The sequence below is a fragment of the Chromobacterium sp. Panama genome (assembly GCF_003052555.1).
Taxonomy (GTDB): domain Bacteria; phylum Pseudomonadota; class Gammaproteobacteria; order Burkholderiales; family Chromobacteriaceae; genus Chromobacterium.
Window position 1 is genome coordinate 3,859,643 of record NZ_QARX01000001.1, and the last position, 25,932, is coordinate 3,885,574.

A 25,932-nucleotide genomic window follows, 5' to 3' on the forward strand; every position below is an offset into this window, starting at 1 on the left:
CGATAGAGACACAGGGGAAACGACAATGAAAAAACTGCTCGCAACCATTCAGCTCGCCGGCTTGAGCCTGGCGGCTCCGCTGGCCTTGGCCGCCGCGCCGGCGGGTCCGGCGATTGCCGACGCCAAGAGCATCAGCGCCGGCGACACCGCCTGGATGCTGATCTCCACCGCCCTGGTGCTGTTCATGACCATTCCCGGCCTGGCGCTGTTCTATGGCGGCATGGTGCGCAAAAAGAACGTGCTGGCGACGCTGATGCAAAGCTTCGCCATCACCGCGCTGATCACGGTGCTGTGGGCGGTCATCGGCTACAGCCTGGCCTTCACCGTCGGCAGCCCCTATCTGGGCGATTTGAGCCGCGTGATGCTGGACGGCATGGTTTACCTGAAAGAGGCCGGCAAACTGGCCGTGCACCCGCTGGCCGGCACCATTCCGGAATCGGTGTTCATGACCTTCCAGATGACCTTCGCCATCATCACTCCGGCGCTGATCACCGGGGCCTTCGCCGAGCGGATGAAGTTTTCCGCCATGCTGGTCTTCATGGCCCTGTGGTCCTTGCTGGTCTACGTGCCGGTGGCTCACTGGGTCTGGGCGCCGGGCGGCTGGATGGCGGACAAGGGCGTGCTGGACTTCGCCGGCGGCACCGTGGTGCACATCAACGCCGGTATCGCCGGCCTGGTGACCGCCTTGGTGCTGGGCAAGCGCGTCGGCTTCGGCAAGGAGGCGATGCCGCCGCATAACCTGGTGCTGACCCTGGTGGGCGCGTCCATGTTGTGGGTGGGCTGGTTCGGCTTCAACGCCGGCTCCGCCGCCGCGGCGGACGGCCGCGCCGGCATGGCGATGGTCACCACTCAGCTCGCCACCGCCGCCGCCGCGCTAGCCTGGATGTTCGCCGAATGGCTCACCAAGAAAAAGCCTTCGGTGCTGGGCATTGCCTCGGGCGCGGTCGCCGGCTTGGTCGCCATCACGCCCGCCGCCGGCTTCGTGGACGTCAAGGGCGCGCTGATCATCGGCCTGGCGGCCGGCGTGGTGTGCTTCTGGGGCGCCACCGGGCTCAAGCACATGCTGGGTTATGACGACTCCCTGGACGCCTTCGGCGTGCATGGCATCGGCGGCATCCTGGGCGCGCTGCTCACCGGCGTCTTCGCCGTCAAGGAAATCGGCGGCGCGGAAGGCAGTCTGGCCGCGCAAGCGCTCGGCGTCGGCGTCACCGCGGCTTATTGCGCCGTCGTCACCTTCATCTTGCTGAAGCTGATCGATATCGCGATCGGACTGCGCGTCGCGGAAGACGAAGAGCGCGAAGGGCTGGACGTGATCCTGCACGGGGAGCGCGTCGAATAAATCCGGATTTTCTTGTTGTGGTAAGGGACTTGGGGCGCCGCTGGCGCCCTTTTTTTTGGGAAAGCCGCCCATGAAAAAGCCGGCCCTGACGGACCGGCTTTCGCTTGCGGAGTTGAAACCGCTATTTAACGATGCGCAGGCTGGGGCGGCCCGTCGGCTTGGCCGGCGCATCCGGCTCGGACGGCGCTTCCGCCGGCCTGGCCTCCTCGTCGGCCGCCACCGGTTTCAGCGTCGGCGCGGGCGCTTCCGCCTCGCCCAGCTCCACCTCGAATCCCATGCCTTCGCCGGTTTCCCGGGCAAAAATCGACATCACATTGCCTATCGGCACCCAGATGTCGCGGGACACGCCGCCGAAGCGGGCGGAAAACGACAGCCAGTCATTGTCGATACGCAGATTCTTGGTGGCCGACAGACCAATATTCAGCACGATCTCGTTGTTTTTCACGTACTCGCGCGGCACATCGGCACGCTCGTTGACCCATACCACCACATAGGGCGTGAAGCCGTTGTCGCCGCACCACTCGTGCAGCGCTCGGATCATGTAGGGCTTGGTGCTGGAGCTCATTGGCAATCCTTATTTGCGCATGGCCTTTTCGGACGGCGTCAGCGAGTCGATGAAGGACTGGCGCTGGAAAATACGCTCGGCGTACTTGAGGATAGGCGCGGAGTTTTTGCCCAGATCGATATTGTAATGCTCCAGACGCCACATCAAGGGCGCGATCGCCACGTCGATCATGGAGAAATCGTCGCCCAACATGAACTTCTGCTTGGCGAAAATCGGCGCGATCGTGGTCAGGCCGTCGCGAATGGCTTCGCGAGCCTTGTTCGCTTCCTTGCCGGTGGCGCCGGCTTCCAGCGCCTTCACATGGATGAAGAGCTCGTTTTCAAACCGGTAGAGGAACAGACGGGCGCGCGCGCGCATTACCGGGTCAGCCGGCATCAGCTGCGGGTGCGGGAAGCGCTCGTCGATGTACTCGTTGATGATATTGGATTCGTGCAGGATCAAATCGCGCTCGACCAATACCGGCACCTCATTGTAGGGGTTCATCACCGCCAGATCTTCCGGCTTGTTATGGATGTCCACATCAATGATTTCGAAATCCATTCCCTTTTCAAAAAGCACGATGCGGCAACGCTGGCTGAACGGGCAGGTAATTCCGGAGTAAAGAGTCATCATGGCAGGAGGAAATCCTTAACTAACAATGGGTTGATTCAGCTGGGCATTCTAGCACTTTCCATCCACCAATTTCCAGCGCCGCATCATAAGCCAATGATTAAAAAGAAAAAAGGCGGATTTCTCCGCCTTGATCAAATCAAGCAACCGGGCTTAATGCACGTCGCGCCAGTACTCTTTCTTCAGGAAATACGCCAGCGGCAACAGCAACAGCGACAGGAACATCAACACGACATAACCGATCTGCTGACGCTTCACCTGAGCAGGTTCGCCCACATAGACCAGGAAGTTGGTCAGGTCCGCCATCCGCTTGTCGAACTCCACGGTATTGGCTTTGCCGTTCTCCAGCTTGGTCAGGGTGCCGGCCTTGATCAGCTCCAGCTTGTGCTCTTCGTGGCCTTCCGCATTCTTCTCGGTCTTCAGCACCTGCTCGCCTTGCCATTCCCAGAAGATGTGCGGCATGCCCACCTTGTCGAACACCGCGTTGTTCCAGCCAGTCGGCCGGCTCGGGTCCCGGTAGAAGCCACGCAGATAACCATATAGGTAATCTGCGCCGCGGGAACGCGCGATCAGCGACAAGTCCGGCGGCGTGGCGCCGAACCAGGCTTGAGCGTCCTTCTTGTTCATCGCGATATTCATCGGGTCGCCGATTTTGGCGCCCACCGGCAGCAGGTTCGCCTTGATCTGCTCTTCGGTCAGGCCGATATCGGTCAGGCGGTTGTAACGCATCGCACTGGCCGAATGGCAGGACAAGCAGTAGTTGGTGAAGATCTGCGCGCCGCGTTGCAGGCTTTCCGTATCTTGAATATTGATCGGCGCCTTGGGCAGCTTGGGGCCTTCGCCGGAAGCCAGGGCCGTAGCGCTGAACGGCAGCGCCAGCGCCATGGCCGCGATCAGGTGGCGGATTTTGCTTTTCATGAGTCCTCTCCCCTTTTTACACGTTCATGGCGAATACGGCGGCGGCCACCACGGTCACCACCACCAGCACCGCAAACCGGATCTGACGCTTGGCGTTGGTATCCGTCACCCGCGTCGGCACCGGGATGCTGCCTACATCGTTCTTGGTGTAGAACGGCATGCCCAGGAAGAAGACGAAGTAGACGAACGAGAGCACCTGCGCGATCACGGTGCGGGCATTGGTGGACGGCAAAGCGCCCAGAATGCCAAGACCGATGAAGGACACGATGAACAGGACCAGCATGAACTTGAACTTGGGACCGCGGTAGCGGATGGATTTCACCGGCGAGCGATCCAGCCACGGCAGGAAGGCGATCAACACCACCGCCGCGCCCATCGCGATCACGCCCCATACCTGGGTGCCCAGGAAGGACGGGATGGCGCGCAAGATGGCGTAGAACGGCGTGAAGTACCATACCGGCGCGATATGCGGCGGGGTCTTCAGCGGGTCGGCCTGGTCGAAGTTGGGTTTCTCCAGGAAGTAACCGCCCATTTCCGGCATGAAGAAGACAATGGCCGAGAACACGATCAGGAACACCACCACGCCCAGCACATCCTTGACGGTGTAATACGGGTGGAAGGGAATGCCATCCAGGGGAATACCCTTGTCGTCCTTCAGCTTCTTGATCTCAACGCCGTCCGGGTTGTTGGAGCCCACTTCGTGCAAGGCGATCAGGTGAGCCACCACCAGCGCCAGCAGCACCAGCGGCACCGCGATCACGTGCAGCGCGAAGAAGCGGTTCAGCGTGGCGTCGGACACCACGTAGTCGCCGCGGATCCACACCGACAGGTCCGGACCGATCACCGGGATGGAGCCGAACAGGTTGACGATCACCTGCGCGCCCCAGAACGACATCTGGCCCCAAGGCAGCAGATAACCCATGAAGGCTTCCGCCATCAGGCACAGGAAGATCAGCGTGCCGAACACCCACACCAGTTCGCGCGGTTGCTTGTAGGAACCGTAGATCAGGCCGCGGAACATGTGCAGATAGACCACCACGAAGAACATCGAGGCGCCGGTGGAGTGCATGTAGCGGATGATCCAGCCGCCGGCCACATCGCGCATGATGTATTCGACCGAGGCGAAGGCGACCGGAATGCCGGCGCCATTCAAGGTGCCGTCCGGCTTGTAGTTCATGGTCAGGAAGATGCCGGTAACGATCTGGATCACCAGCACCAGCATGGCCAGCGAACCGAAGAAGTACCAGAAGTTGAAGTTCTTCGGCGCGTAATACTCGGTGACGTGCTCTTTGAGCATCGACGATAACGGAAAACGTTCGTCCACCCAGTTGAGCAGCTTTTGTCCTTTAGTCATGTAGCCCCCTCAGCTTATTTGTCTTCGCCAATCAGCAGGCGGGTATCGGACAGATATTTGTGCGGCGGAATTTCCAGGTTCTTCGGAGCCGGCACGCCTTTGTAGACGCGCGCGGCCAAGTCGAACTTGGAACCATGACAGGGGCAATAGAAGCCTCCCACCCAGTCCGGGCCCAGATCGGCGGGCGCGATGTCCGGACGGTGGGTCGGCGAACAGCCCAAATGCGTGCAGATGCCGACGGCGATCAGCAGCTCAGGCTTGATCGAACGGTGCTCGTTCTGGCAATACGTCGGCTGCTGATCCATTTCGGACTTGGGATCCACCAGCTTCTCGTCCAGCTTCGGCAGGTTTTTCAATTGCTCCGGCGTGCGGTTCAGCACCCATACCGGCTTGCCGCGCCACTCGACGTTGATCTTCTGGCCCGGCTCGATCTTGCCGATATCCACCTCGACGGGAGCGCCGGCGGCCTTCGCCCTCTCGGACGGGAAGAAACTCATCAGAAACGGCGTCGCCACTCCGGCCGCCGCCACACCACCAACAGCGCTGGTTGCAACCGTCAGAAAGCGACGGCGCCCCGCATCGACTTGTTGTTCACTCATTACAGTCATCCTCAAACGTGGAAACCGAGCCCAAAACTGCCTGATTTTACCCGATTCCGAGTAGGGACTTGAAGCTTCTATGCAAATAAATTGGCCGAAGCCCTGCCTAGCCGCCTAAACCGGGTTGGAAATGTCTACAAATTCAACACTTATGCCATGAAGCTGAGCCAGGCGCTCGCCCAAAGCCTTGATGCCAAAACGCTCCGTGGCGTGATGCCCCGCAGCGATGAAAGCCACATCACACTCCATTGCCATATGATGATTTTGCTCGGACGCTTCGCCGGTGATGAAGGCGTCCACGCCCAGATCGATGGCTTCGGCGAAAAAACTCTGCGCGCCGCCGGTGCACCAGGCTATGCGCGAAATCGGTTTGTCCGCCCTGCCCAACAACAAAGCCTCGCGCCCCAGACGAGCGGAAACGTGTTCACGGAAATCACTCGCACTGCCGCCTCGCCGCCATGCTCCATGCCACAGCAAACCCTGTTCACCGCCCTGCCCCTGGGCCTCCAAATCCAGCACCTTGCCCAACATCGCGTTATTGCCCAGCTCCGGATGCGCGTCCAAAGGCAGGTGGTAAGCCAGCAAGTTAAGATCATGCTCCAGCAGCGTCTTCACCCGCTGGCGCTTCATTCCGCAAATCCGGGCGTCTTCGCCCTTCCAGAAATAACCGTGGTGCACCAGCACGGCGTCCGCTCCGCGCGACGCCGCGGCATCGATCAAGGCTTGAGAAGCGGTGACGCCGGTCACCAGCTTGCGCACCGCCTGCCGCCCTTCCACCTGCAAGCCGTTAGGCGCATAGTCTTTGAAGCGCCAAGGCTCCAAAATCGTGTCCAGACTGCTCAGCAAGGCCTTCAATTCCATCACGCACTCCTTAACTTAATATATGCCCCGGCCTTATTTTGCCAGAAGCCAACGCATTTTAAGCCCGCAAAAGAAAAACCCCGCCGTAGCGGGGTTTTTCAAAGCCTAAGGAGGCGTTGGCTTACATCATGCCACCCATACCGCCCATACCACCCATATCCGGCATGCCAGCCGCCGGCTTGTCTTCCGGCAGTTCAGCGATCATGCAGTCGGTGGTCAGCATCAGGCCAGCAACCGAAGCCGCGTGCTGCAGAGCGGAGCGGGTTACCTTGGCCGGGTCCAGCACGCCCATTTCCAGCATATCGCCGTACTCGCCGCTAGCCGCGTTGTAACCGAAGTTGCCCTTGCCTTCCAGCACCTTGTTCACCACGACCGACGGCTCTTCGCCGGCGTTCTTGACGATCTGGCGCAGCGGCGCTTCGATGGCCTTCAGCACGATCTTAACACCGGCGTCTTGATCGGCATTGTCGGTTTTCAGGCTGTCCAAAGTGGAGCGGGCGCGCAGCAGAGCAACGCCGCCGCCAGCCACAACGCCTTCTTCCACAGCGGCGCGGGTAGCGTGCAAGGCATCTTCAACGCGAGCCTTTTTCTCTTTCATTTCCACTTCGGTGGCAGCGCCAACCTTGATCACCGCAACGCCGCCGGCCAGCTTGGCCACGCGCTCTTGCAGTTTCTCGCGATCGTAATCGGAAGTGGCTTCTTCCATCTGCTTGCGGATCTCGCCCACGCGCGACTGGATCTCGGCCGCTTGGCCGGCGCCGTCGATGATGGTGGTGTTTTCCTTGCCCACTTCAACGCGCTTGGCTTGGCCCAGCATTTCCAGCGAAGCTTTTTCCAGGGTCAGGCCCACTTCTTCGGCAATCACGGTGCCACCGGTTAGGAAGGCGATATCCTGCAACATGGCTTTGCGACGATCGCCAAAGCCCGGGGCTTTAACGGCTACCACTTTCAGGATGCCGCGGATGGTGTTGACCACCAGAGTGGCCAGCGCTTCGCCTTCCACGTCTTCTGCGATGATCAGCAGCGGGCGGCCGGACTTGGCCACTTGCTCCAGAACCGGCAGCAGATCGCGGATATTGGAGATTTTCTTATCGAACAGCAGGATGAAGGGATTGTCCAGAGCGGCAATCTGTTTGTCCTGGTTGTTGATGAAGTACGGGGACAGGTAGCCGCGGTCGAACTGCATGCCTTCCACCACGTCTAGCTCATTGTTCAGGCTCTTGCCGTCTTCAACGGTGATCACGCCTTCCTTGCCCACTTTTTCCATGGCATTGGCGATGATGTCGCCGATGTCGGAATCGGAGTTGGCGGAGATGGAGCCAACCTGAGCGATTTCCTTGGTGGTGGCGCACGGCTTGGCGATCTTGGCGATCTCACCCACCAGCGAGGCAACGGCCTTGTCGATGCCGCGCTTCAGGTCCATCGGGTTCATGCCGGCGGCAACGTACTTCATGCCTTCCAGCACGATGGCTTGAGCCAGCACGGTAGCGGTGGTGGTGCCGTCGCCGGCTACGTCGGAAGTCTTGGAGGCGACTTCTTTCACCATCTGTGCACCCATGTTCTCGAACTTGTCTTTCAGCTCGATTTCCTTGGCGACGGATACGCCGTCCTTGGTGATGGTCGGAGCGCCGAAGGAGCGGTCCAGCACCACGTTACGGCCTTTAGGGCCCAGAGTCACTTTAACGGCATCAGCCAGGATGTTGACGCCGGTTACCATCTTGGCACGAGCGGAATCACCAAACTTTACGTCTTTAGCAGCCATTCTTAAATCTCCAGAATTCTGAGTAAGGGAAGTTCAGATGCGGGTCGGATTACTCAACGATGCCCATTACATCTTCCTCGCGCATCACGAGGACTTCATCACCGTCAACCTTGACGGTCTGACCGGAGTACTTGCCGAAGATGACTTTGTCACCCTTCTGCAGCTCCAGCGGGCGGCGCTCGCCGTTTTCCAAAATTTTGCCGTTGCCCACGGCCAAAACTAGGCCCATGTCCGGCTTCTCAGCGGCGGCGCCCGGCAGAACGATGCCGGAAGCGGTTTTTTCTTCAGCCTCGAGGCGCTTGATAACAACACGGTCGTGCAAAGGGCGAATTGCCATGGATCTCTCCTATTACAGTGGCTGTTGAGAGTTGAAACCTGTTGAGTTGAGGCGGGCGTTAGCACTCACCTGCTGCGAGTGCTAATGATAGGGGCGAGGGGAAGGGTTTTCAAGAGCCTGTCGCTGCAATTTTCGACAGGCCCAAGCACGCGTCAGGGGCGAGCAGACTTGCGCAACAGCATCCAGCGTGGGGTGCGGAAGCGGACAATCATACGGTACAGGTAGATGTAACTGGCCATGAAAACCAACACAAAACCGATGAGCACAGGTGTGTTGTTCCAGAACAGCATAGCCGGTACCACAGAAAAAGAAGACAGTGCCCACAAGTATGGAGACGTCAAACTGTTACGCTGAGTCAGATGGGCTGCGTCCTTGGAGCCCACCATCCATAGTACAACACGTTTGTAGATGACTTGATGCAAGTGTAGAGCATCAGGATACCCGATAGCTCGGCGTTGCAAAAACTTTCTGCGGTACATTGAAAATATTGTTTCAAACACAGGATAAATCACACACAGCAATGGGAACCAAGGCGAAACCACAGCATGACGCTGCACCAGCAACACAGCAACCTCTGCAATCATGAAACCGACTAAGTAAGCACCACCATCACCGGCAAAAATCAATCCACGCGGAAAATTCCAGAATAAGAAACCTGCTATTGCTCCAACCATAGCAAAACATATACCCATTAACTCAGAATCTTGCACCTTGAATGCAACGTAAGCCAAAGCAAGAAAAATAAAAATTGCAACAACACCAGAAAGGCCATTGTATCCGTCAATGATATTGACAGCATGGGCAACACCACCCACCGCAACAATTGTCAAAACTAATGAAACAAGCCAAAACTGCTGTAGAAACTGATCAACGACAGGGATCCCCAGTCTAGCCAAACTAGCATTTAGTAAGAAAAAAGCAATAAAAGCGGCAACAAAAGTAGCTAACAACCGAGGTCCCGGTCCAATCTTCTTTGTAACATCCTCAACTAAGCCCGCTCCAAACGCAGGAAGCGAGCTTACCAGCAGCAGCATAGGCATCCATGACTGCAACTGATAAGACAAAAGCGAGCAACCTGATAACAATCCTAATACTACTGGAATACCGCCAACCCTAGGCACTGGTGTGGCATGAAATTTCTGGACTCCATTTAGATCATGATCAGCTGAAAATTGTACATGCAGATGTGAAAAATGGATCAACATTGCACCGATGAGCAAAGCGATGAAAGTTGACAAAAATAGAATTAATAACATCACAAACCCCAATAAAACTGTTCAATATCACCCCAAAATCTCAAAACTCCAGGTTAGAGTGACTCACATTTTCATCTCCCATATCCTGCTTCTAATCTTAATAATCACCGGCGTGAAAAACATGTAGACGACATGCCTGGATGAGCTACTTTAACAAACTCAATCAGGAAACTTACCCAGGCCCGGTAGTAGTAAGGATAAACGCCTTGACTTATGAAAAAAGCAGAATGAAACTTTCAAAAAACCAAAAATCTCCACCAGCAACAATCTACCTAGACGACAGACAATGCCATTCCCCTCCTGCACTGCTCATGAATCAAATGACAGATGCAGCCTCATACGAATCAGACACTAGCTACCACGAGCATCCTCAGGGCCCCTATCACAAATAAAACCATATAGTTCAGCACCAAAATTAAATCGCACAATGAGAATATTTAAAAAGGGCAATCTATTCGTGCCTTAAAAACAATCCATGCATACATAAAAAATTCAACATAGTCTCAAAAAAGTGACACTTAATCAGCATGGCTTAACAATACAAGCATCTATTTAAATTAAAAAAGAGTCACCACCCACAAAATTAAAACCCATCAAAACGATAAAGCCTCATATTAAAAAAAGAGACTTATCATAATAATTAGCCTACACGAGTAAAAAATCAGCAATCAAAACCGACCAATACAATTAACAATATGCTCGCTATACCATATGTTCATCAAAACATAGAGAGTTGTCCCTTTTACCCTATCAAGTCACTCAACTAAATTCTTACGCACCTTAACCTCACAATACAGTCAAGCACATTCAGACATTATAATTCAAGGCCTTATGCAGTTCCTTCGGCGGCTTCGGAAGCCCTTCAAAAGCCCGCCACACCGCATTAGATTTAGAGAATAAAACCACCCAGACTGTCATTGCAATAGCTTTAAAATAAACAGCTATACTGTTATTTTCTACAAACCATCTCTCAAGCTCACCTTTGTAAGGCGCAATTACATTTCTATAATAATCAAGTGAGGCATCCTTTCCAGAAAGAATGTCCTCCTCTCCTCGGAATACAATAGAGCCGACACCAGACAGCCCTGGCTTTACCAGCTTTATCACTTCTTGCACTTCAGCGGTATAAGCACTAAATGTCTGCCGAGTTAAAGGCCTAGGCCCAATAACGCTCATATCTCCAAATAAGATATTTAGCAACTGGGGAAGTTCATTGATTTTTGTTTTCCGCAACATCCCGCCAATGGGGAGTATGCGCGCATCACCCTTTACTGTAACTGTTCCCGTTCCAATATTTGGACTATTTTTAAGCATGGTAGCAAATTTGTACAGTTTGAATGAGCGCCCCTCTTTTCCAATTCGCTCCTGCAGGAAGAAAATTTCGCCCTCACCAGTAAAGCGCAAGACAATACTAACGGCAATTAACAACGGCGACAGAATCAAAATAGCAAGCGATGAAAATAAAATATCAAAAAATCTCTGCATTACTCACATCCTTTGATCAAGGTATTTGCCAGTTTCCTTATGAGAAAACTGAGGCAAAAGCTTAAAGTATAGTTCAAGAATATCTGACTTTGACCAAACACCTGAATCTCTTAACGCATAAAACCGATCTTCGAAATACGCCAGTGCATCACCATCAAAAACAACACCATTCCGGATAACGCCAAGACTTTCAAATCTATTCATTATGAGATCTTCCTTATCAGTAAAGAATTCCTCAAAATCTTTCTCACCTGTTGTATCGCTCTTAAAAAAATAGCATGGCCACTTTCTTTCTGCAATAAGCTCGTCAGCACGAGAGCGAGCCTCATCCTCACTCTCGCACTCGTACGCTTCAAAGCCCAAATTACTCAGGTAGCGTTTTGCTATTTCCGAAAATTCTATTAAATGAAGCTTTTCGCTTAGCTTAGGAAAAAAGATATCTCGATTATCTCCAAGCATGCATGACAGCAAACACAATTCCCCAGACTCTTGCGGAGTTACGAAATAACGACGAACATCATTTGGTGCTGAAATGGGTTGCCTTTTAGAAAACCGTTGGTTAAAGCCGTGCAATAACGAACCATCCGAAAATGCAACATTTGCAAATCTCGCCATGGAAATATTCTGAGAGAGGCTCTCCCTCATCAAAAACAATTCCATGATTTTTTTACTCGCACCCATCATATTCACAGGGTTCGCTGCCTTATCCGTAGATACGCAGAAATATTTCTTAACACCACCTTGTTTCGCAAGCCTCAAAGTCTTGATGGTATTAAAAACATTCACCTCTAGCATTCTCATAAGAGTGTAGGGATCTTTTTCACTTCTGACATGTTTTAACGCAGACAGGTTCAGGACGTAGTCATATGGGCCTTCGGTAGCATATAAAGCCTCAAAGTGCTTACTGCCGCAGTCTATCGCAAAAGTTCTGAAATCCCCTTCAATATAGCCAAGCGTGCTTCTTATATCACGCACCAGCTCTACCATGTTGTTCTCACTAATATCCACAACATGAAGTGCACGAGGATTTCTCTTAAAAATTTCTCGCGTTACTGCTTGCCCAATAGATCCAGCACCACCAATGACCAAAAAGCGGGCTCCATTGATCATGGGCAATAGCTCTTTATTAACCGCATGAATATCAGAGTCAAAAAGAGCTTGGTTTCGCCCTATAAGTTTTAAGACGACAGAATTTTGGCTCATCATACGCCCTTATTTACATACCCCGTTTGAATTATTTGAAATCAATTAATTTTGAAAAGCACTCATCCACTGTGAAAGGTGGAGACCAGTTCAAAATTTCATGATTTTTTCCTATATCCACCCTCAGGCTATCTATTAATCGATTAGCCAAAGGTTTTTTACCTAAAACTGCAGCGCAAAACAATAATAGAAACACAGGAACTGGAAACAGTTTAGCTGTTTTCCCCAACGTGCGAGAAAGCTTTACAACCAACTCTTTGGTTGAAAGATCACAGCCATCACTGACTAAAAATGTCTCATTAGCTGCTCTAGGATGAGTTATGCAAGTGCTAATAAAATTAATTAAATTTTGGATAGAAACCAAGCTTCTTCCATTGAAGTCAATTTTCGAAAAAGGCAAAGGAATTCCCTTATCAATTAGCTTAACCAGAGCTAGGAAGTTTGCTTTAACACCAGGCCCGTAAACCAGCGGAGGCCTAATGATCACAACCTCCAATTCACTTTCTTTAGCTATAACTCTTAGCCCAGCTTCAGCTTCTGCTTTTGAAATACCATATGGATCTAATGGCAAGCCTAACTCAGCAGCCGTAAATTTTTCATTATGACTTGTCCGCTCACCATTTACCTTGATCGAGCTGATAAAAATAAATCTTTTTACCCCATTTTTCGCCGCCTGCCGCGCTAAATTTAGGGTTCCTTCAGTATTAACCCTTCGAAACTCTTGCAAAGGGTCCACTGCGGTATCATTCATCTGATGAACACGCGCAGCGGTATGAATAACACAATCAACTTGATGTAAAACCGGGAGCCAATTTGTATCACCATTAATTTCACCAATAACCACATCATCACTGTTCGATACATTCGGCTTATTTTTTCTAACTACTGATACTACATCGCGTCCTTGTTCTCTTAATAAAAAAACTAAGTGTCTTCCAACAAACCCATTTGATCCCGTCACTAAGCAGCGCATAAATTTCTTACCTTATATACAGATCTTAATTAGATGAAAAAGCACTAATAATTTGATTTGCAGCTACCGTAGATGAGAACATGGCATCAGAAAGTTCTTTGCACTTGCACTTATAACTCTTCCCATTATTTATTGAATCTATCAAATCCGTTGCAAGGATAGCAAGATCATCAACACTTCCATTCGAAGTAACCAACCCCACATCATTCGATTCAATTATACCAATAATATCATTACCTGGATTAACGCTTGCCAATACAGGCAATCCAGATTGCATGTACGATAGAAACTTACCTGGTATATTATGTGTTTTATGTCTTATATCCAACGAAACCAAACCCACTGCGCATTGTTCATATAATGCGGGGATCTCATCAGATGCAATCTCGTCGAAAAACAATACATTATCGAGACAATTTTCAATGGCCTTCTGCTTTAAGCCCTTAACATCACTGCCTCTACCAACAAACAAAAAACCTATATCACTTCTATTGTTAAGCCTTTGTGCCAATTCAAAAAGCTGCCCCATCCCTTGGGCAAGCCCCATATTGCCGGCATATACAAAGATCTTACGCCCTGAAAGTTTGGTTTTTTCTATATTTATTGAGCAGCGCGCACTTTCTGTTTCTGAAAGCCAATTATTTAAAACTTCTACTTTAATAGCTGCAGAGATATTCTTTTTTGTGAAATAAACATCATTGCTTCTAGACTGAATACCTATCACATTAGCAACAGAGTATTGGTAGTCGGCAACTGCCTTGAAAAACACATAAGGCAAGCCACGCCTCATGATGCCCATATCCACTGCCCACTCGGGAAAAATATCCCGAATAATTAAATAACTTCTGCATCCACTTCGTTTTTTAATAAAATTTATGATGGGCCCAAGGAAAATAGTAGGAGAATACCAAACAACCCCATCCCACGCCTCATTAGCGAAGGCTGTCTTATTAAAATTCTTCCACATTAAAAAGGGCATTGATAACTCTGCCAGAGTTCTCTTGATATAACCTACATCAAGATATTTCAGGCACTTTAATCGAATAACTCGAACACCATTAACCCACTCCACTGAAAAATTACTCGAAATATCTTGGCTAGCAAGCAAAACTGTCACATCATGCCCTTGCTTGACCAGCTCCTCTGATAAATCTCGCAACTGCACTGCGCCAGAAGTGCGCATAGGTGGGAAATGATGGGTCACCAATGCAATTCGCATCTAAATCTCACATTTAATATATCAAAAACTACAAGACCCAACCATCAACAAGCTGACAGCTTAATTTAATTAAATAGGATAACAAGGGAGAAACTAGACATGCGAATAAACTTCTGTCTATCCGCATGTCCATTCATATCATCTATTTTTCCATATTTTTCTATTCACATAATCCGTATAGCTATGAATAATACGCACGACTTTATCCGACACATTCAACATCGAGTAGTCAGAGACAGGCCTCAGTAATCGTTCATCACCGCGCGGTTGTAATTCAAGAATAGATAAACCCTGCATAACCCTATCAAGATCCAAGCCTACCATCATGACCGCCCCCTCTTCAAAAGCTTCATGACGCTCCTGAGTCTCTCTCATATTTAGTGCAGGGAAGTTCAGAATCGAAGACTCTTCGCTTATAGTACCACTATCAGATAGTACAGCTCGAGCTGAAAGTTGAAGCTTATTATAATCAGTAAACCCCAATGGTTTGAGCAATCTTACCATTTCATTAAATTTAGCACCGATCGCATCGAGTCTTTTCTGAGTTCTCGGATGCGTTGATACAATGATCGGCAGTTTATATTGCTCTGCGATTTCATTTAAAAGATTTATCAGCTTAGCAAAGTTAACTTCAGAATCGACATTCTCTTCGCGATGAGCGCTTACAACAAAAAACTCTCCAAACTTTAACCCCAAACGCTCCAGTACATCCGAACGATCAATAGCTCCACGATAGTATGACAGTACCTCCGCCATAGGACTACCGGTTTTGATAACCAAGTCCGTAGGCAGGCCTTCTTTCAACAGACACTCTCTAGCGATAGAACTGTATGTCAGGTTCACATCAGAAGTATGATCAACAATACGTCTATTGATCTCTTCAGGAACCCGCATATCAAAACAGCGATTACCAGCCTCCATGTGGAAAATAGGCACTTTTCTTCTTTTAGCCGAAATTACAGATAAGCAGCTATTAGTATCCCCCAAAACAAGCAAAGAATCAGGTTTCTCAACAACCAGGACATCGTCCATTTTGGCGATAATCATGCCTATTGTCTCCGCAGAGGAGGCACCTGCAGCATTCAGAAAATGGTCAGGCTTTCTAATGCCAAGATCGTCAAAAAAAATCTGATTCAGCTCATAGTCATAATTCTGACCCGTATGAACAATAACATGTTCACAAAAATCATCTAGCTTCTTCATGACGCGCGAAAGGCGGATTATCTCAGGCCTAGTCCCAACAACCGTCATAACTTTAAGCTTTTTCACATTCACTCCTCCGCGACCGCTGCTTCACCACGTACAATGCGCTGCATGAAATCTAACTTCATCAGAAGTTCTTTCATACCCTCTACTGCCAGGCGGTCCGTGTTATGCGAGTTATAGTCTTCACCCTCGCTCGTGCGAGTCAAGCGTTGATCGCCTTGCTCCACGAACTTGGTATAATTCAAATCGCGGCCATCGGGAGGAACGCGGAAATATTCACCCATATCTTCCGCGCACGCCATCTCTTCCCTGCTTAATAAAACCTCATATAGCTTTTCACCATGTCGCGTTCCAATAACATGAACAGGGTGATTTTCTTTCTTCATATGCGCCAATATCGCATGTGCTAGAGTTTCAACGGTTGCAGCTGGCGCTTTTTGGACAAAAATGTCACCATTTTTGCCATTTTCAAAAGCATAAAGTACAAGGTCAACAGCATCCGCCAATGTCATCATGAACCGAGTCATATCCGGATTCGTGATCGTAATCGGCTTTCCAGCTAGCACCTGTTCAACGAATAAAGGAATCACTGAACCACGCGATGCCATAACATTGCCATATCGCGTTCCGCAAATAACTGTTCCAGTACCTTCCAGATTACGGCTTGTGGCAACCATAACCTTTTCCATCATCGCCTTGCTGATACCCATTGCATTTATTGGATAGACCGCTTTATCAGTGCTCAGACACACAACCTTTTCGACACCACCAGCGATAGCAGACATCAAAACATTTTCAGTCCCTAACACATTAGTCCAAACAGCCTGCATTGGATGGAACTCGCAAGAAGGCACTTGCTTCAGAGCAGCGGCATGGAATACATAATGTACGCCACGCATTGCTTGCTCTATGCTGCGATAATCTCTTACATCGCCAATATAAAATTTTAACTTGCTATTGTTATATTTCTTCCGCATATCATCTTGTTTTTTTTCATCGCGGCTAAAAATACGTATTTCTGAAAAATCAGAATCGATGAAACGCTGCAAGACGGCATTGCCAAACGAACCGGTACCGCCAGTAATTAATAACGACTTTCCTTTGAAGCTATTCATTTTCATCTCTCTTAATTAAAGTTTTTCATCCGTGCAATCATCTCAGGCCAACTCTGCGGCTTGAAACCAGTTGCATCTCGGAATCTTGCTGAATCCAGCGATCTATTGATAGAGATAGATTCATCTTCTCGAATTTCAATCTTTTTGCCATAAATCTCGGCAACTAAATTTAACAAGTCAAATTTATTGATAGGCTCGGCAGAAACATGATATACCCCACTCAATTCTTTATTGGGGATAACAAAATCGCGAATTATTCTCGCAATCTCCACCGTAGGTAAACCGGAGAAAATAGCATTTTTATAACCAGATACGCTGCCTTGCTGACTCAAAAACCAATCAATCAGGCTCCTACTTCCATTAAGCTCATGACCTATAATGGATGTTCTCAATGTTATAGCATGCGGGTAGTCTACCTCCCCAATCAGCTTACTACGTCCATAGAGATCGTAAGCATCAGGAAAGTCTGACTCTACATAACATCCTTTTTTACCTGAAAATACACAATCTGTACTCATGTGTATCAGCCTCGCACCAATTGCGCTGCAGATATTTGCTAATCTATGTGGGAAAATAGTATTTATTGGTAGCGCATCAAGTGGGTTATTAGAAGCAGCTAACTGCTTAACCAAACCAATACAATTTATGACGACATCTGGTTTGCATGAGGACAGCACGGATAAAAGGTGATCAAAATTTTCAATATCCACACCTTGGACTATATTTGACTTGATTTCATCTGAAAATACGGAAATGGACCCCATTGATCGTACAGTTCCAAATACCTCAAACCCTTCAGAATGAGACAGCAACCGATATACCGCATTCCCAAGCATACCAGATACACCCAGTATGATAATACGCTTATCATGTTCTCTCATATCAGTTCCTTCAGTTTGCCTCTGCTAAATCAAATATATTATTCCAAGTCTGTTCCGCAGTACCTGACCAGCGATATGCACTGCTTCTTTCATAAGAAGACTTAGCTACATTCTCTAAAAGAGTATTATCGGACAGTATTTCTTCTAATTTCTCCCGTAATGAATCAGGAGAGTGTGGTGAAAAGTACAATATCTCATCACCACCAAACTCAGGCATTGGCATAATGTTCGAGGAAACAACAGGTCTGCCTGAGGCCAATGACTCTAATAAGATATTAGGACAGTTCTCGCACGAGGATGCGAATAATATAACGTGAGCATTTTGATTCCAAGCGGGTATATTTTTATAATCCACTCCACCAGTTAACAAAATATCATTCTGTAGATTTTCGCGCTTTATCAGCTCTTTTATGAATTCGGCTTCCGGCATATTAGTCTCGCCAACCAACACCAAAGGGTATTGTGATCTTAGCCCCAAGGGCAGGCTAACGTAGGCGGCCACAACTTCCCGGTGGTGTTTGTATATTTCGAACCTTGAGACATAGAGAATATATTTTTTCTGAGGCGCTTCTTTAGGACGATTCAATGGATTTTTTTGCAGCAGAAAATCCTTATTTATTCCATGGGGTATTGTTACACCATTTGGTATTTTAATATATTTTTCTATATGATCACGTGCGAAATTTGAAATGAAAATTGTCAAATCAGCTTTGCTCATGCTATTCAACATAGCCTTTTTAAGTAGGACTAATTTTAATCTATGATGGTCCCACTTCATAGTAGAAATGAGCTCGTCGTCAAACGGCATCATATTCCTAAACATGGTCACAACTTTACATCCTAATGGAGGTTTTGTATTCACCACTCCACCAGGGCAAAATAAAATATCAATTTCGTATTTTTTTATAATATAAGGGAGAATGAAGCGCTCCCAAATAGATCGTGTGAACGGATTGTTTGTAGGCCAAGATGTAGATAGTTTTTTTAATTTTTTGCTTTCTGGCAGCACCAAGCCATCAGGACAATATATATAAATTTCCAAATCATCCCTACTTGGAATATTATTTAATAAATTTTTTATATATGTTTGGCCGCCGCCAAGCTTAGCGGAAAATGCATTTATTAATATTTTCATTTACTCAAAATCACCGATTAGAGTTACGCCACGCCTGGAACATCAAAACATGCCATAAATAAAGTGAGCGATCATAATGTCCGCTTTGATGTTGATTCCAAACCTTGCTAACCTTTGCATAATCAAAAATGCCATCTTTCTTTATTTGCACGGGATCCAAAACATCTTGAGCCCATCCTTTTAAATCACCTCTTAACCACAGTGCCAATGGAACTTCAAACCCTGTCTTGGGCCGTTCTATAAGCTCACGCGGCACATACTTATCTAACAGCTTTCTCAGTATCCACTTCCCCTTGCCATTTTTCAATAACACATCTCTAGGTAAAGAGGCCGCAAATTCTGCGATTTTGTGATCTAATAGTGGCGCACGTATCTCTAGGCTTGCGTTCATTGATGCACGGTCAACCTTAACCAAGAGATCATCAGGTAAATAATTTTGTATATCCCAAAGTCTCATTTGATCAATATCAGGCAAATCACGATGAAAGCCATCAACAAAATTATTTTCAGCTTGGCTACCTATTACAAGATGATCATCAAGTTTCCATCTTGTCATTAATTTTAAGTACAAATCCTCAAGACTAGTTGATTTACTGAACTCTGAGATGCCAGATATTCTTCTCCCCGTTAAATCTGATCGCAAGTTGCTCGGCAGTAATTTTAACAGCTTGTCCCAATTCAACGGAGAAAGTGAGCTTGATATTGCTGACGTACTACTCTTTACCCAATATGGCGTATTTGAAAGCTTTTTCCATAATCTCTCACACAGTTCATATCTGGGATAACCACTAAATAACTCATCACCGCCATCGCCTGATAGAGCAACTGTCACATACTGCTTGGTCATTCTAGAAACAAGCAAAGTCGGCATCTGAGAAGAATCTGCAAAAGGCTCATCATAAATAGATGGTAATTCTTCAATTAGTTTCAAAGCATCTGAAGCATGGACAAATAACTCTGTATGATCTGTTCCTAAATGCTTTGCAACTGCCTTTGCATAAGGTGCCTCATTATATGCTTTTTCATCGAATCCAATAGTAAAAGTTTTTATTGGCTGATCACTCTGTGATTGCATAATTGCAGAAACCAAACTCGAATCAACGCCACCAGACAAAAAAGCTCCCAATGGGACGTCTGCCATTGCTTGCCTTTTTATTACCTCATTTAGCGCTTTATCCAAATGTGAAATATACTGCGCTTCATCAAGCTCTTGGCTATAACTATTTTTCTTCTCAAAATACTCAGCAATGTTCCAATATTGCGCTACTTCCGAAGTTAAACCCGTTAGAAAATCTAATTTTATATAACTTGAAGGCGGAAGCTTCTTTATCTCTTTATATATTGATCGCCCCCCGCCTACATATCCAAAGCTCATGTATAAAGAAGTTGAGTCTAAATCCAAGCTTAGATACTCGCTATAGCACTGAACAATAGCTTTCAGCTCAGAGGAAAAAACGAACCGCCCATTCACCATGCCATAATATAGGGGCTTTTCCCCCATTCTATCGCGTACTAAATAAACGCACTTATCATGCCTATCGTATATCGCGATAGAAAACATTCCTGTGAGTTTGGCTATTGTTTCCAACATACCATAACTTGAAAGGCACTCAACTAAAACCTCAGTATCCGAGTGCCCGCGCCAAATGACAGCGCCTCTAGCCTTGTTGAGTTCATCACGAAGCTGTTCAAAATTATAAATTTCGCCATTATACGTAACAATATAGCGCCCACACTGTGACATCATTGGCTGGCTGCCACTTTCACTAAGATCAAAAATGGATAAGCGTCTATGCCCAAGATGTAAGTTAATATCGTTATCTGACCAAATATTTTCTGCATCCGGCCCCCTATGCGAAATTTTCCCCAACATTTTCTTTAATTCATTTAATAGTGATGAAGATGGGTAGTTCCTAGAGAAAATGCCTGCGATGCCACACATCACTTGTCCTTTCAGATCTTTTGTTTTTTAAACGTTACTTTTCTACACATATTAATCAGAAAAAGTGTCATCCGAAATAATATATACAAATAGATGATGTTAACGCAGTAGTATACTGTAGTTAGAAAAAACTCATGATAAATCGTTAATGGATAGCTTGCTAATACAATAGAAAATGCCGCCCTCCAATAGTAGCTTCGTCCAGACATATATCTAATGGTGTAGAATATAAGTGCCTTCATCAATATAAAGGCCAGCCCCCACCAAGCAAGATAATCATACAATACAGCATAACCGCTGTAGACGTTAGTGCTAAGACTTCCTATATCCGTATATTCGATAATAAAGAAATTCTTTGCCCCAACCATTTTTGAAAAATCTGGACCAAATTTATTTGCCGCGATGTCAAACGCATACCAATAGGTGCTTATTTTCTGTGCGATAAAAAAGGAAAACGAATATACTGACCCAAACGCGTATATAAAGAACCATGAAAGGGCAACTTTGATACCCTCCATGGAGAAGTCACCATTCAAACGCAACACCTGCATTGAAATCACAAAAAGAGATACAAAAATGACTGCAATTCGTACTAGCATCTTAGTATTGATAATATTGTAATAGTAAGCACTAGAAACCAAAGCAACAACAGTGACGATAAGTGTAGATCTATTACCCTCCAGCAAGCTTGCTAAACCCGAAAATAGGAATAGAGTCCATAATATTTTATTATTGCATTTTGATAACTTGCTTTCAAGAAATCTTATAAACCAAAAGAAAACAACTACCAAAGCCATAGAAATATTAATTGCTCTATATATCAATGGATTTGAAGCATCAACTCCTTCACCCTCATGCGCAAGCAAGCGCTGCTCTAAAAAATAATCACTAATGCTTTGTGCACTTATTAATTTACCTGCAATGGTTATAATATAAATTACAAACAATCCTATCAATAAACCTATTACCCACCGGTATGTAATATTTTCTCTTTCCCGAGTACTACTATTCTGCTGGTCAATTAAATAACCCTTTGGAAAAATCATACCGAGAGATGTCAGCACAAACCATTCAAAACTCAAAAAGGCACATAATATAAAGTGCCCCTCATCAATATGAAAGTACGATAAATCGCTAAGCGCCGGTAAAAAAGCAGCTCCAGCCCAAAATGGAACTAGCAGCATAGTTTCAGCTGATTTAAGCCGTCCAAATAAAACTGTAACGGCAAGTAGTATTGTTAAATTGATAAAAATTAATATCACTTTGACCCCTCCTCCCCTCAGGGCTTGTCGACTGCAGTGATATATTGAGAGGCAATATCTTGCAGGTCATACCCTTCAAGAACGGTCTTCACAACATCAACAGGAGCATTACATCCGACAGTTTTGCTAAAAAAGTCAATCATCTTCTTATGGCCATTCTCATGACTATCAATATAATTATAATTAAAACAAAACCCCTTAGCCTCATACCTTAAAAGCAGTTTATGCAAGGTATTTGGGACCCCTATATTTATAATTGGTTTACCTGTTGCAATCAGCTCAACAATCTTGCTTGGTGTCATCGAGCAATTTGCATTATCTACGTTCACTACAAAATCTGCCGTTCCCATAATAGCGGGAACTAATTCCCTCGCGATAATCCCATTATGGTTTATGCGATTAAGGTCATACTTGCTGAAATCATATCCATTTGCTGGCCCATAGATATCTAATTCTAACTTTATCCCCTGCTCATTAACTACCTTTACCAAGCCAAATAACTGATCCGGCTCTCGGATCCCTTTATGAAAACCACCGATATATACAAGACGAATTGCACGGTTATTACTTGTTTTCACAAGTGAGCCAGACTTACTGCAAACATAAAAGCTGCCAATATCTACCAAGTGCGGAATGACGGAGACTTTTTCATTGCTACATATCTTTGCTAGAACATAGTCGCTAGCGGTTGTTTCATTTGTGAAAACAACTGCAGAGCATCGCTTTAATATCAGTCTCTCTACGTAAATATTGATTTTTTTATATAGCGCGAAATTATTTGGTTGCATTGTGTCAGAAGTAGAAAACGGATCGCCATAATCTGCGATCCATCGAGCTCTATCATTTTTTTGCTTCGAGTACAAATATGAAGCCCCCACATGCGCCAATAAGCAAGGATAATAAGACACTATAAGATCATACTTAACCTTGCGCCTCTTGAACAGTTCAGCACTTAATGGAAATATCCAATGCCAGAATGCATCTGGCCAGTATACTTTACGGTATATCTTTAAAAGAATATTCTTAATGTTATTCTGTAGATTTATTTTTCTCTCGACATAAGCTGCGCTATGCTGTCTTCTTTTTCTACCTAGTCTGGTGATTGATGAGAAAAGATGAGACTCATTAAAAATTTCATCTTCAAAATCCCCACTAGTTATGACATCTACTTCATTCCCACTTTCTGACCAAAACCTCATTAGCTGATGCCATCTATATGCGTGCGCATCAATTGCAGGAGGAAAAAAATAATTAATAAGCAGAATTTTCATTTATTACATTTTCATTTTCTGATTGATCAGAGGAGACTTTGAGCTTACCTTTTTTATATTTCTTGCACCTAAAATACATATGAAAGCTATCAAAGAGTATGAAACGATAGACCCAACAGCCGGAATATACTGAAAAGAAAATACTTCACTCATTAATGGAATCATTGCTATACTCAGAACCAAAGCAGAAAACATCGTTGAAAATATAAACCTCGATCCATTATTGAGTAAGAGAACATTTATAAATGGCGCACTAATTAGTGACAAGAACGGTGTAATTGACATTAACAAGAAGACAATCGGCAATTCTAAATATTTACCTTTATCAACGAAAGGCACGGCCCAAAAAATCACTACTATTACTAGTATGTAGCCAAAGACAAAAGCAGGAAGTTTCTTTGCAAGTGCCTTGATAAGGCTCCAACTTTCATCAATTTTTTTTACACTCGCCAACTGAGGCAATAACACTGTATTAAAAGCAAAGGCGGCCATATTTAGGATAGCTAAATATCTGCTCGCCGCACCATAAAGTGAAGTAACGTAAGATTCTCCCGTATATGCCGCTATAAAAACAGGATAGTATGGAATGGCAGCCCCTACCAAAGTGTAGCCAATAACAAATTTCGCATCTTTTAAAGCGATAGCAGAGCTATTCAACTTTTCATTTACTGGCATCTTCAACGAAAATATTTGATGGGTCCTCCCAAAAACAAGGACAGTCAACATTGCTGACAAAATGAGTGCTACGAAATAGTAAGATTCGTTTATTTGCATTTTAAATACAAATGGGACGGCAACCAAAATAAGCCATCCAAAATTTTTGCAAATTTCCATCAAACTATAAAAAGTAAAATTCTCATTTTTTTGAAAATATATCTTTAAGTATTGATGATGCGTCAGGACAATAATGCCCACGCAGCAAAGAAAAACATCCAGAGCTGTAGAAATTTTCCACAACCAAATACTAGATAATAACAGGCAAAACAAAAGTAATATATTTTTTATCGTCGCCAAATGCTCTTTATATTTTGCGTGCTCCGCAATATAAAGTCTCTCCAAAGGCCCACATACCATTTGGTAACCAAGATAAGCAACCGTTGTTAAAATTGTAAAGTGCGCATAATCGTGAACACTAAGACCACGAATTAACATTAAGTTAATTGCAATTAATAATAACTTAGAGAGAACATCTCCCGTAGCAATTGTTAATATGCCTCTCATGATTTAAATATTGCTCCGAAGTGCGATTACTTATTTATTCACACCAACCGTAGATAGTCGTCATGCATGTAACTTTGCACCTTCTCATCCACCTTTATGTTTTATGTGACTTTTAGGAATTGGAGCGCAAATCACAATAACAACATCAGATTTACGAAAAGATGGGATTTACTAATGCTCTACAACACTAAAAGAAGATATGGACAATTCACCTTAATGACTTTTAAATAGACTATAATAAACCAACGACTCGAAATTAGTTGAGCTAAATTTAATAAACATTGAAGTATAATTAAGAAAATGATCTAAGCCGAAGTGATAGTAAAAACAAAAGTTATTATTCTATCAAATCAACTTAGCCCATGCATTTAATCAATGCGTATCCGCTTTAGCTTTCTCAAGAAAATAGCCTACATACCATGGCATGGTTTTCTTAATTCCATCTCTAACCGAGAAAATTGGTTTGTAATGAAGAAGGTCCTCTGCTTTGGAAATATCAGCTTGTGAATGACGAACATCACCGGCCCGAAAACCTTGCATCAAGGCATCTTTAGAATAAGCGATTCCATTTTCTTTTAATTCAGATCGAATCATGTCGAAAAGCTGATTCAGGCTGGTTCGGCCACCAAATGCCACATTATACACTTGCCCCTTCGCATCATCCGATGCCAATGCAGCTAGCAAATTTGCTTGGACAACATTCTCTATAAAGCAAAAATCCCGACTAGTCTCCCCATCCCCATTTATAACCACATCAGAATCAGCGATCATTGCAGATGTCCACTTTGGAATAACTGCTGCGTAAGCTCCTGTCGGGCTTTGCCTACGTCCAAATACGTTGAAGTAACGAAGCCCGATGGGTTTGAAGTTATATACTTTCGAATATACATCTGCATATAGCTCATTCACCAACTTCGTAACCGCATAAGGGCTAAGTGGCTTTCCAATATTACCCTCTACTTTTGGTAAGGCCGGATGATCTCCATATGTGCTACTACTAGCGGCATACGTGAAACTTACTACGCCAGCATTTTTTGCAGCCTGGAGTACGTTCAAAAAACCATCAATATTAGTTTGATTGGTCGTTATTGGATCATTAATACTTCTGGGAACTGAACCAAGAGCTGCTTGATGAAGCACATAATCCACTCCTGCGCATGCATTCTCGCAGATCGAATAATTTCGAATGTCTCCTTCAATAAATATAAAATTACTCCACTGCTTTTCCGTTACCGCATGCTGCACTTCTTCTAAGTTGCATATATTACCAGTGCTAAAGTTATCCAGACCAATCACCCTCTGATTTAGCGTCAGTAGTTCTTCAAGAAGATTGCTACCGATAAAACCAGCGACACCAGTAATCAGCCAAGTCTTTTCAGACTCTGTAATTGCACTTCTTAGCTGCTGAAAATAGCTCAT

Annotated in this window: 23 protein-coding genes; 1 reads left to right on the top strand and 22 read right to left on the bottom strand. The window is 46.1% G+C overall.

The window, feature by feature from the left end:
- The first annotated feature begins 25 nt into the window (after positions 1-25).
- Complete coding sequence (locus DB032_RS17520; protein WP_107800596.1) at positions 26-1,339, top strand: ammonium transporter; 1,314 nt, start codon at positions 26-28, stop codon at positions 1,337-1,339.
- A gap of 121 nt (positions 1,340-1,460) precedes the next feature.
- Here the strand turns inward: DB032_RS17520 and DB032_RS17525 are convergent, their stop codons facing one another.
- The 22 genes from DB032_RS17525 to DB032_RS17620 all read right to left on the bottom strand — a co-directional run bounded on the left by DB032_RS17525 (position 1,461) and on the right by DB032_RS17620 (position 25,932).
- Positions 1,461-1,904 carry a ClpXP protease specificity-enhancing factor gene (locus DB032_RS17525; protein WP_107800597.1) on the bottom strand — a complete coding sequence of 148 codons (444 nt, stop codon included), beginning with the start codon at positions 1,902-1,904 and terminating at the stop codon, positions 1,461-1,463.
- A 9-nt stretch (positions 1,905-1,913) separates the two neighbouring features.
- A complete protein-coding gene (locus tag DB032_RS17530) occupies positions 1,914-2,516 on the bottom strand; it encodes a glutathione S-transferase N-terminal domain-containing protein (RefSeq protein ID WP_039756141.1) in 603 nt (200 codons plus the stop codon).
- A 150-nt stretch (positions 2,517-2,666) separates the two neighbouring features.
- Positions 2,667-3,431 (bottom strand): cytochrome c1, encoded by a 765-nt coding sequence (locus DB032_RS17535; RefSeq protein WP_107800598.1) that lies wholly within the window; start codon positions 3,429-3,431, stop codon positions 2,667-2,669.
- A 16-nt stretch (positions 3,432-3,447) separates the two neighbouring features.
- On the bottom strand, positions 3,448-4,785 hold the full coding sequence (locus DB032_RS17540) for a cytochrome bc complex cytochrome b subunit (RefSeq protein ID WP_107800599.1): 1,338 nt from the start codon (positions 4,783-4,785) through the stop codon (positions 3,448-3,450).
- A gap of 14 nt (positions 4,786-4,799) precedes the next feature.
- Complete coding sequence (gene petA, locus DB032_RS17545; protein ID WP_107800600.1) at positions 4,800-5,384, bottom strand: ubiquinol-cytochrome c reductase iron-sulfur subunit; 585 nt, start codon at positions 5,382-5,384, stop codon at positions 4,800-4,802.
- Positions 5,385-5,498: 114 nt separating this feature from the next.
- Positions 5,499-6,245, bottom strand: a complete 747-nt coding sequence (locus DB032_RS17550) for a Nif3-like dinuclear metal center hexameric protein (protein WP_107800601.1) — start codon at positions 6,243-6,245, stop codon at positions 5,499-5,501.
- A gap of 121 nt (positions 6,246-6,366) precedes the next feature.
- Positions 6,367-8,007, bottom strand: a complete 1,641-nt coding sequence (gene groL, locus DB032_RS17555) for a chaperonin GroEL (RefSeq protein ID WP_048414165.1) — start codon at positions 8,005-8,007, stop codon at positions 6,367-6,369.
- A 49-nt stretch (positions 8,008-8,056) separates the two neighbouring features.
- Complete coding sequence (groES, locus tag DB032_RS17560; protein WP_107800602.1) at positions 8,057-8,344, bottom strand: co-chaperone GroES; 288 nt, start codon at positions 8,342-8,344, stop codon at positions 8,057-8,059.
- Between the two features lie 152 nt (positions 8,345-8,496).
- The gene (locus tag DB032_RS17565) at positions 8,497-9,600 is read right to left on the bottom strand and encodes a glycosyltransferase (protein ID WP_107801962.1); all 1,104 of its coding nucleotides are present in this window, start codon (positions 9,598-9,600) and stop codon (positions 8,497-8,499) included.
- 807 nt (positions 9,601-10,407) lie between these two features.
- A complete protein-coding gene (locus tag DB032_RS17570) occupies positions 10,408-11,085 on the bottom strand; it encodes a sugar transferase (protein ID WP_107800603.1) in 678 nt (225 codons plus the stop codon).
- A gap of 3 nt (positions 11,086-11,088) precedes the next feature.
- Positions 11,089-12,291, bottom strand: coding sequence for a UDP-N-acetylglucosamine 4,6-dehydratase (locus tag DB032_RS17575; protein ID WP_233246730.1), 1,203 nt, complete (start codon positions 12,289-12,291; stop codon positions 11,089-11,091).
- A gap of 28 nt (positions 12,292-12,319) precedes the next feature.
- Positions 12,320-13,261 (bottom strand): SDR family oxidoreductase, encoded by a 942-nt coding sequence (locus tag DB032_RS17580; RefSeq protein ID WP_107800604.1) that lies wholly within the window; start codon positions 13,259-13,261, stop codon positions 12,320-12,322.
- Between the two features lie 25 nt (positions 13,262-13,286).
- The gene (locus DB032_RS17585; protein WP_107800605.1) at positions 13,287-14,480 is read right to left on the bottom strand and encodes a glycosyltransferase family 4 protein; all 1,194 of its coding nucleotides are present in this window, start codon (positions 14,478-14,480) and stop codon (positions 13,287-13,289) included.
- Between the two features lie 138 nt (positions 14,481-14,618).
- Positions 14,619-15,749, bottom strand: coding sequence for a non-hydrolyzing UDP-N-acetylglucosamine 2-epimerase (gene wecB, locus DB032_RS17590; RefSeq protein ID WP_107800606.1), 1,131 nt, complete (start codon positions 15,747-15,749; stop codon positions 14,619-14,621).
- 2 nt (positions 15,750-15,751) lie between these two features.
- Positions 15,752-16,801: a polysaccharide biosynthesis protein gene (locus DB032_RS17595; RefSeq protein ID WP_199225928.1), complete on the bottom strand. Its 1,050-nt coding sequence runs from the start codon at positions 16,799-16,801 to the stop codon at positions 15,752-15,754.
- Between the two features lie 11 nt (positions 16,802-16,812).
- Positions 16,813-17,682, bottom strand: a complete 870-nt coding sequence (locus tag DB032_RS17600; protein ID WP_107800608.1) for an SDR family oxidoreductase — start codon at positions 17,680-17,682, stop codon at positions 16,813-16,815.
- A 10-nt stretch (positions 17,683-17,692) separates the two neighbouring features.
- Complete coding sequence (locus DB032_RS17605) at positions 17,693-18,817, bottom strand: glycosyltransferase family 1 protein (protein WP_107800609.1); 1,125 nt, start codon at positions 18,815-18,817, stop codon at positions 17,693-17,695.
- 10 nt (positions 18,818-18,827) lie between these two features.
- Complete coding sequence (gene asnB, locus DB032_RS17610; RefSeq protein WP_107800610.1) at positions 18,828-20,759, bottom strand: asparagine synthase (glutamine-hydrolyzing); 1,932 nt, start codon at positions 20,757-20,759, stop codon at positions 18,828-18,830.
- 11 nt (positions 20,760-20,770) lie between these two features.
- Positions 20,771-22,021, bottom strand: coding sequence for an O-antigen polymerase (locus tag DB032_RS23835; RefSeq protein WP_146176711.1), 1,251 nt, complete (start codon positions 22,019-22,021; stop codon positions 20,771-20,773).
- 17 nt (positions 22,022-22,038) lie between these two features.
- Positions 22,039-23,292, bottom strand: a complete 1,254-nt coding sequence (locus DB032_RS23840) for a glycosyltransferase family 4 protein (protein ID WP_146176712.1) — start codon at positions 23,290-23,292, stop codon at positions 22,039-22,041.
- Positions 23,293-23,295: 3 nt separating this feature from the next.
- Entirely contained in the window at positions 23,296-24,513 is a 1,218-nt protein-coding gene (locus tag DB032_RS23845) for a lipopolysaccharide biosynthesis protein (RefSeq protein ID WP_146176713.1), read from the bottom strand.
- Positions 24,514-24,885: 372 nt separating this feature from the next.
- Positions 24,886-25,932, bottom strand: a complete 1,047-nt coding sequence (locus DB032_RS17620; protein ID WP_107800612.1) for an SDR family oxidoreductase — start codon at positions 25,930-25,932, stop codon at positions 24,886-24,888.

What these genes read in the sequence shown, in the direction of transcription:
- groES (WP_107800602.1), bottom strand. Translation starts at nt 8,344, where the DNA reads ATGGCAATTCGCCCTTTGCACGACCGTGTTGTTATCAAGCGCCTCGAG.
- DB032_RS23840 (WP_146176712.1), bottom strand. Translation starts at nt 23,292, where the DNA reads ATGAAAATTCTGCTTATTAATTATTTTTTTCCTCCTGCAATTGATGCG.
- DB032_RS17575 (WP_233246730.1), bottom strand. Translation starts at nt 12,291, where the DNA reads ATGATGAGCCAAAATTCTGTCGTCTTAAAACTTATAGGGCGAAACCAA.
- DB032_RS23845 (WP_146176713.1), bottom strand. Translation starts at nt 24,513, where the DNA reads ATGAGAGGCATATTAACAATTGCTACGGGAGATGTTCTCTCTAAGTTA.
- DB032_RS17520 (WP_107800596.1), top strand. Translation starts at nt 26, where the DNA reads ATGAAAAAACTGCTCGCAACCATTCAGCTCGCCGGCTTGAGCCTGGCG.
- DB032_RS17570 (WP_107800603.1), bottom strand. Translation starts at nt 11,085, where the DNA reads ATGCAGAGATTTTTTGATATTTTATTTTCATCGCTTGCTATTTTGATT.
- DB032_RS17580 (WP_107800604.1), bottom strand. Translation starts at nt 13,261, where the DNA reads ATGCGCTGCTTAGTGACGGGATCAAATGGGTTTGTTGGAAGACACTTA.
- DB032_RS17550 (WP_107800601.1), bottom strand. Translation starts at nt 6,245, where the DNA reads ATGGAATTGAAGGCCTTGCTGAGCAGTCTGGACACGATTTTGGAGCCT.
- DB032_RS17600 (WP_107800608.1), bottom strand. Translation starts at nt 17,682, where the DNA reads ATGAGAGAACATGATAAGCGTATTATCATACTGGGTGTATCTGGTATG.
- DB032_RS17530 (WP_039756141.1), bottom strand. Translation starts at nt 2,516, where the DNA reads ATGATGACTCTTTACTCCGGAATTACCTGCCCGTTCAGCCAGCGTTGC.
- DB032_RS17540 (WP_107800599.1), bottom strand. Translation starts at nt 4,785, where the DNA reads ATGACTAAAGGACAAAAGCTGCTCAACTGGGTGGACGAACGTTTTCCG.
- groL (WP_048414165.1), bottom strand. Translation starts at nt 8,007, where the DNA reads ATGGCTGCTAAAGACGTAAAGTTTGGTGATTCCGCTCGTGCCAAGATG.
- DB032_RS17605 (WP_107800609.1), bottom strand. Translation starts at nt 18,817, where the DNA reads ATGAAAATATTAATAAATGCATTTTCCGCTAAGCTTGGCGGCGGCCAA.
- DB032_RS17565 (WP_107801962.1), bottom strand. Translation starts at nt 9,600, where the DNA reads ATGTTATTAATTCTATTTTTGTCAACTTTCATCGCTTTGCTCATCGGT.
- petA (WP_107800600.1), bottom strand. Translation starts at nt 5,384, where the DNA reads ATGAGTGAACAACAAGTCGATGCGGGGCGCCGTCGCTTTCTGACGGTT.
- DB032_RS17620 (WP_107800612.1), bottom strand. Translation starts at nt 25,932, where the DNA reads ATGAGCTATTTTCAGCAGCTAAGAAGTGCAATTACAGAGTCTGAAAAG.
- DB032_RS17525 (WP_107800597.1), bottom strand. Translation starts at nt 1,904, where the DNA reads ATGAGCTCCAGCACCAAGCCCTACATGATCCGAGCGCTGCACGAGTGG.
- DB032_RS17585 (WP_107800605.1), bottom strand. Translation starts at nt 14,480, where the DNA reads ATGCGAATTGCATTGGTGACCCATCATTTCCCACCTATGCGCACTTCT.
- DB032_RS17595 (WP_199225928.1), bottom strand. Translation starts at nt 16,801, where the DNA reads ATGAATAGCTTCAAAGGAAAGTCGTTATTAATTACTGGCGGTACCGGT.
- asnB (WP_107800610.1), bottom strand. Translation starts at nt 20,759, where the DNA reads ATGTGTGGCATCGCAGGCATTTTCTCTAGGAACTACCCATCTTCATCA.
- DB032_RS17535 (WP_107800598.1), bottom strand. Translation starts at nt 3,431, where the DNA reads ATGAAAAGCAAAATCCGCCACCTGATCGCGGCCATGGCGCTGGCGCTG.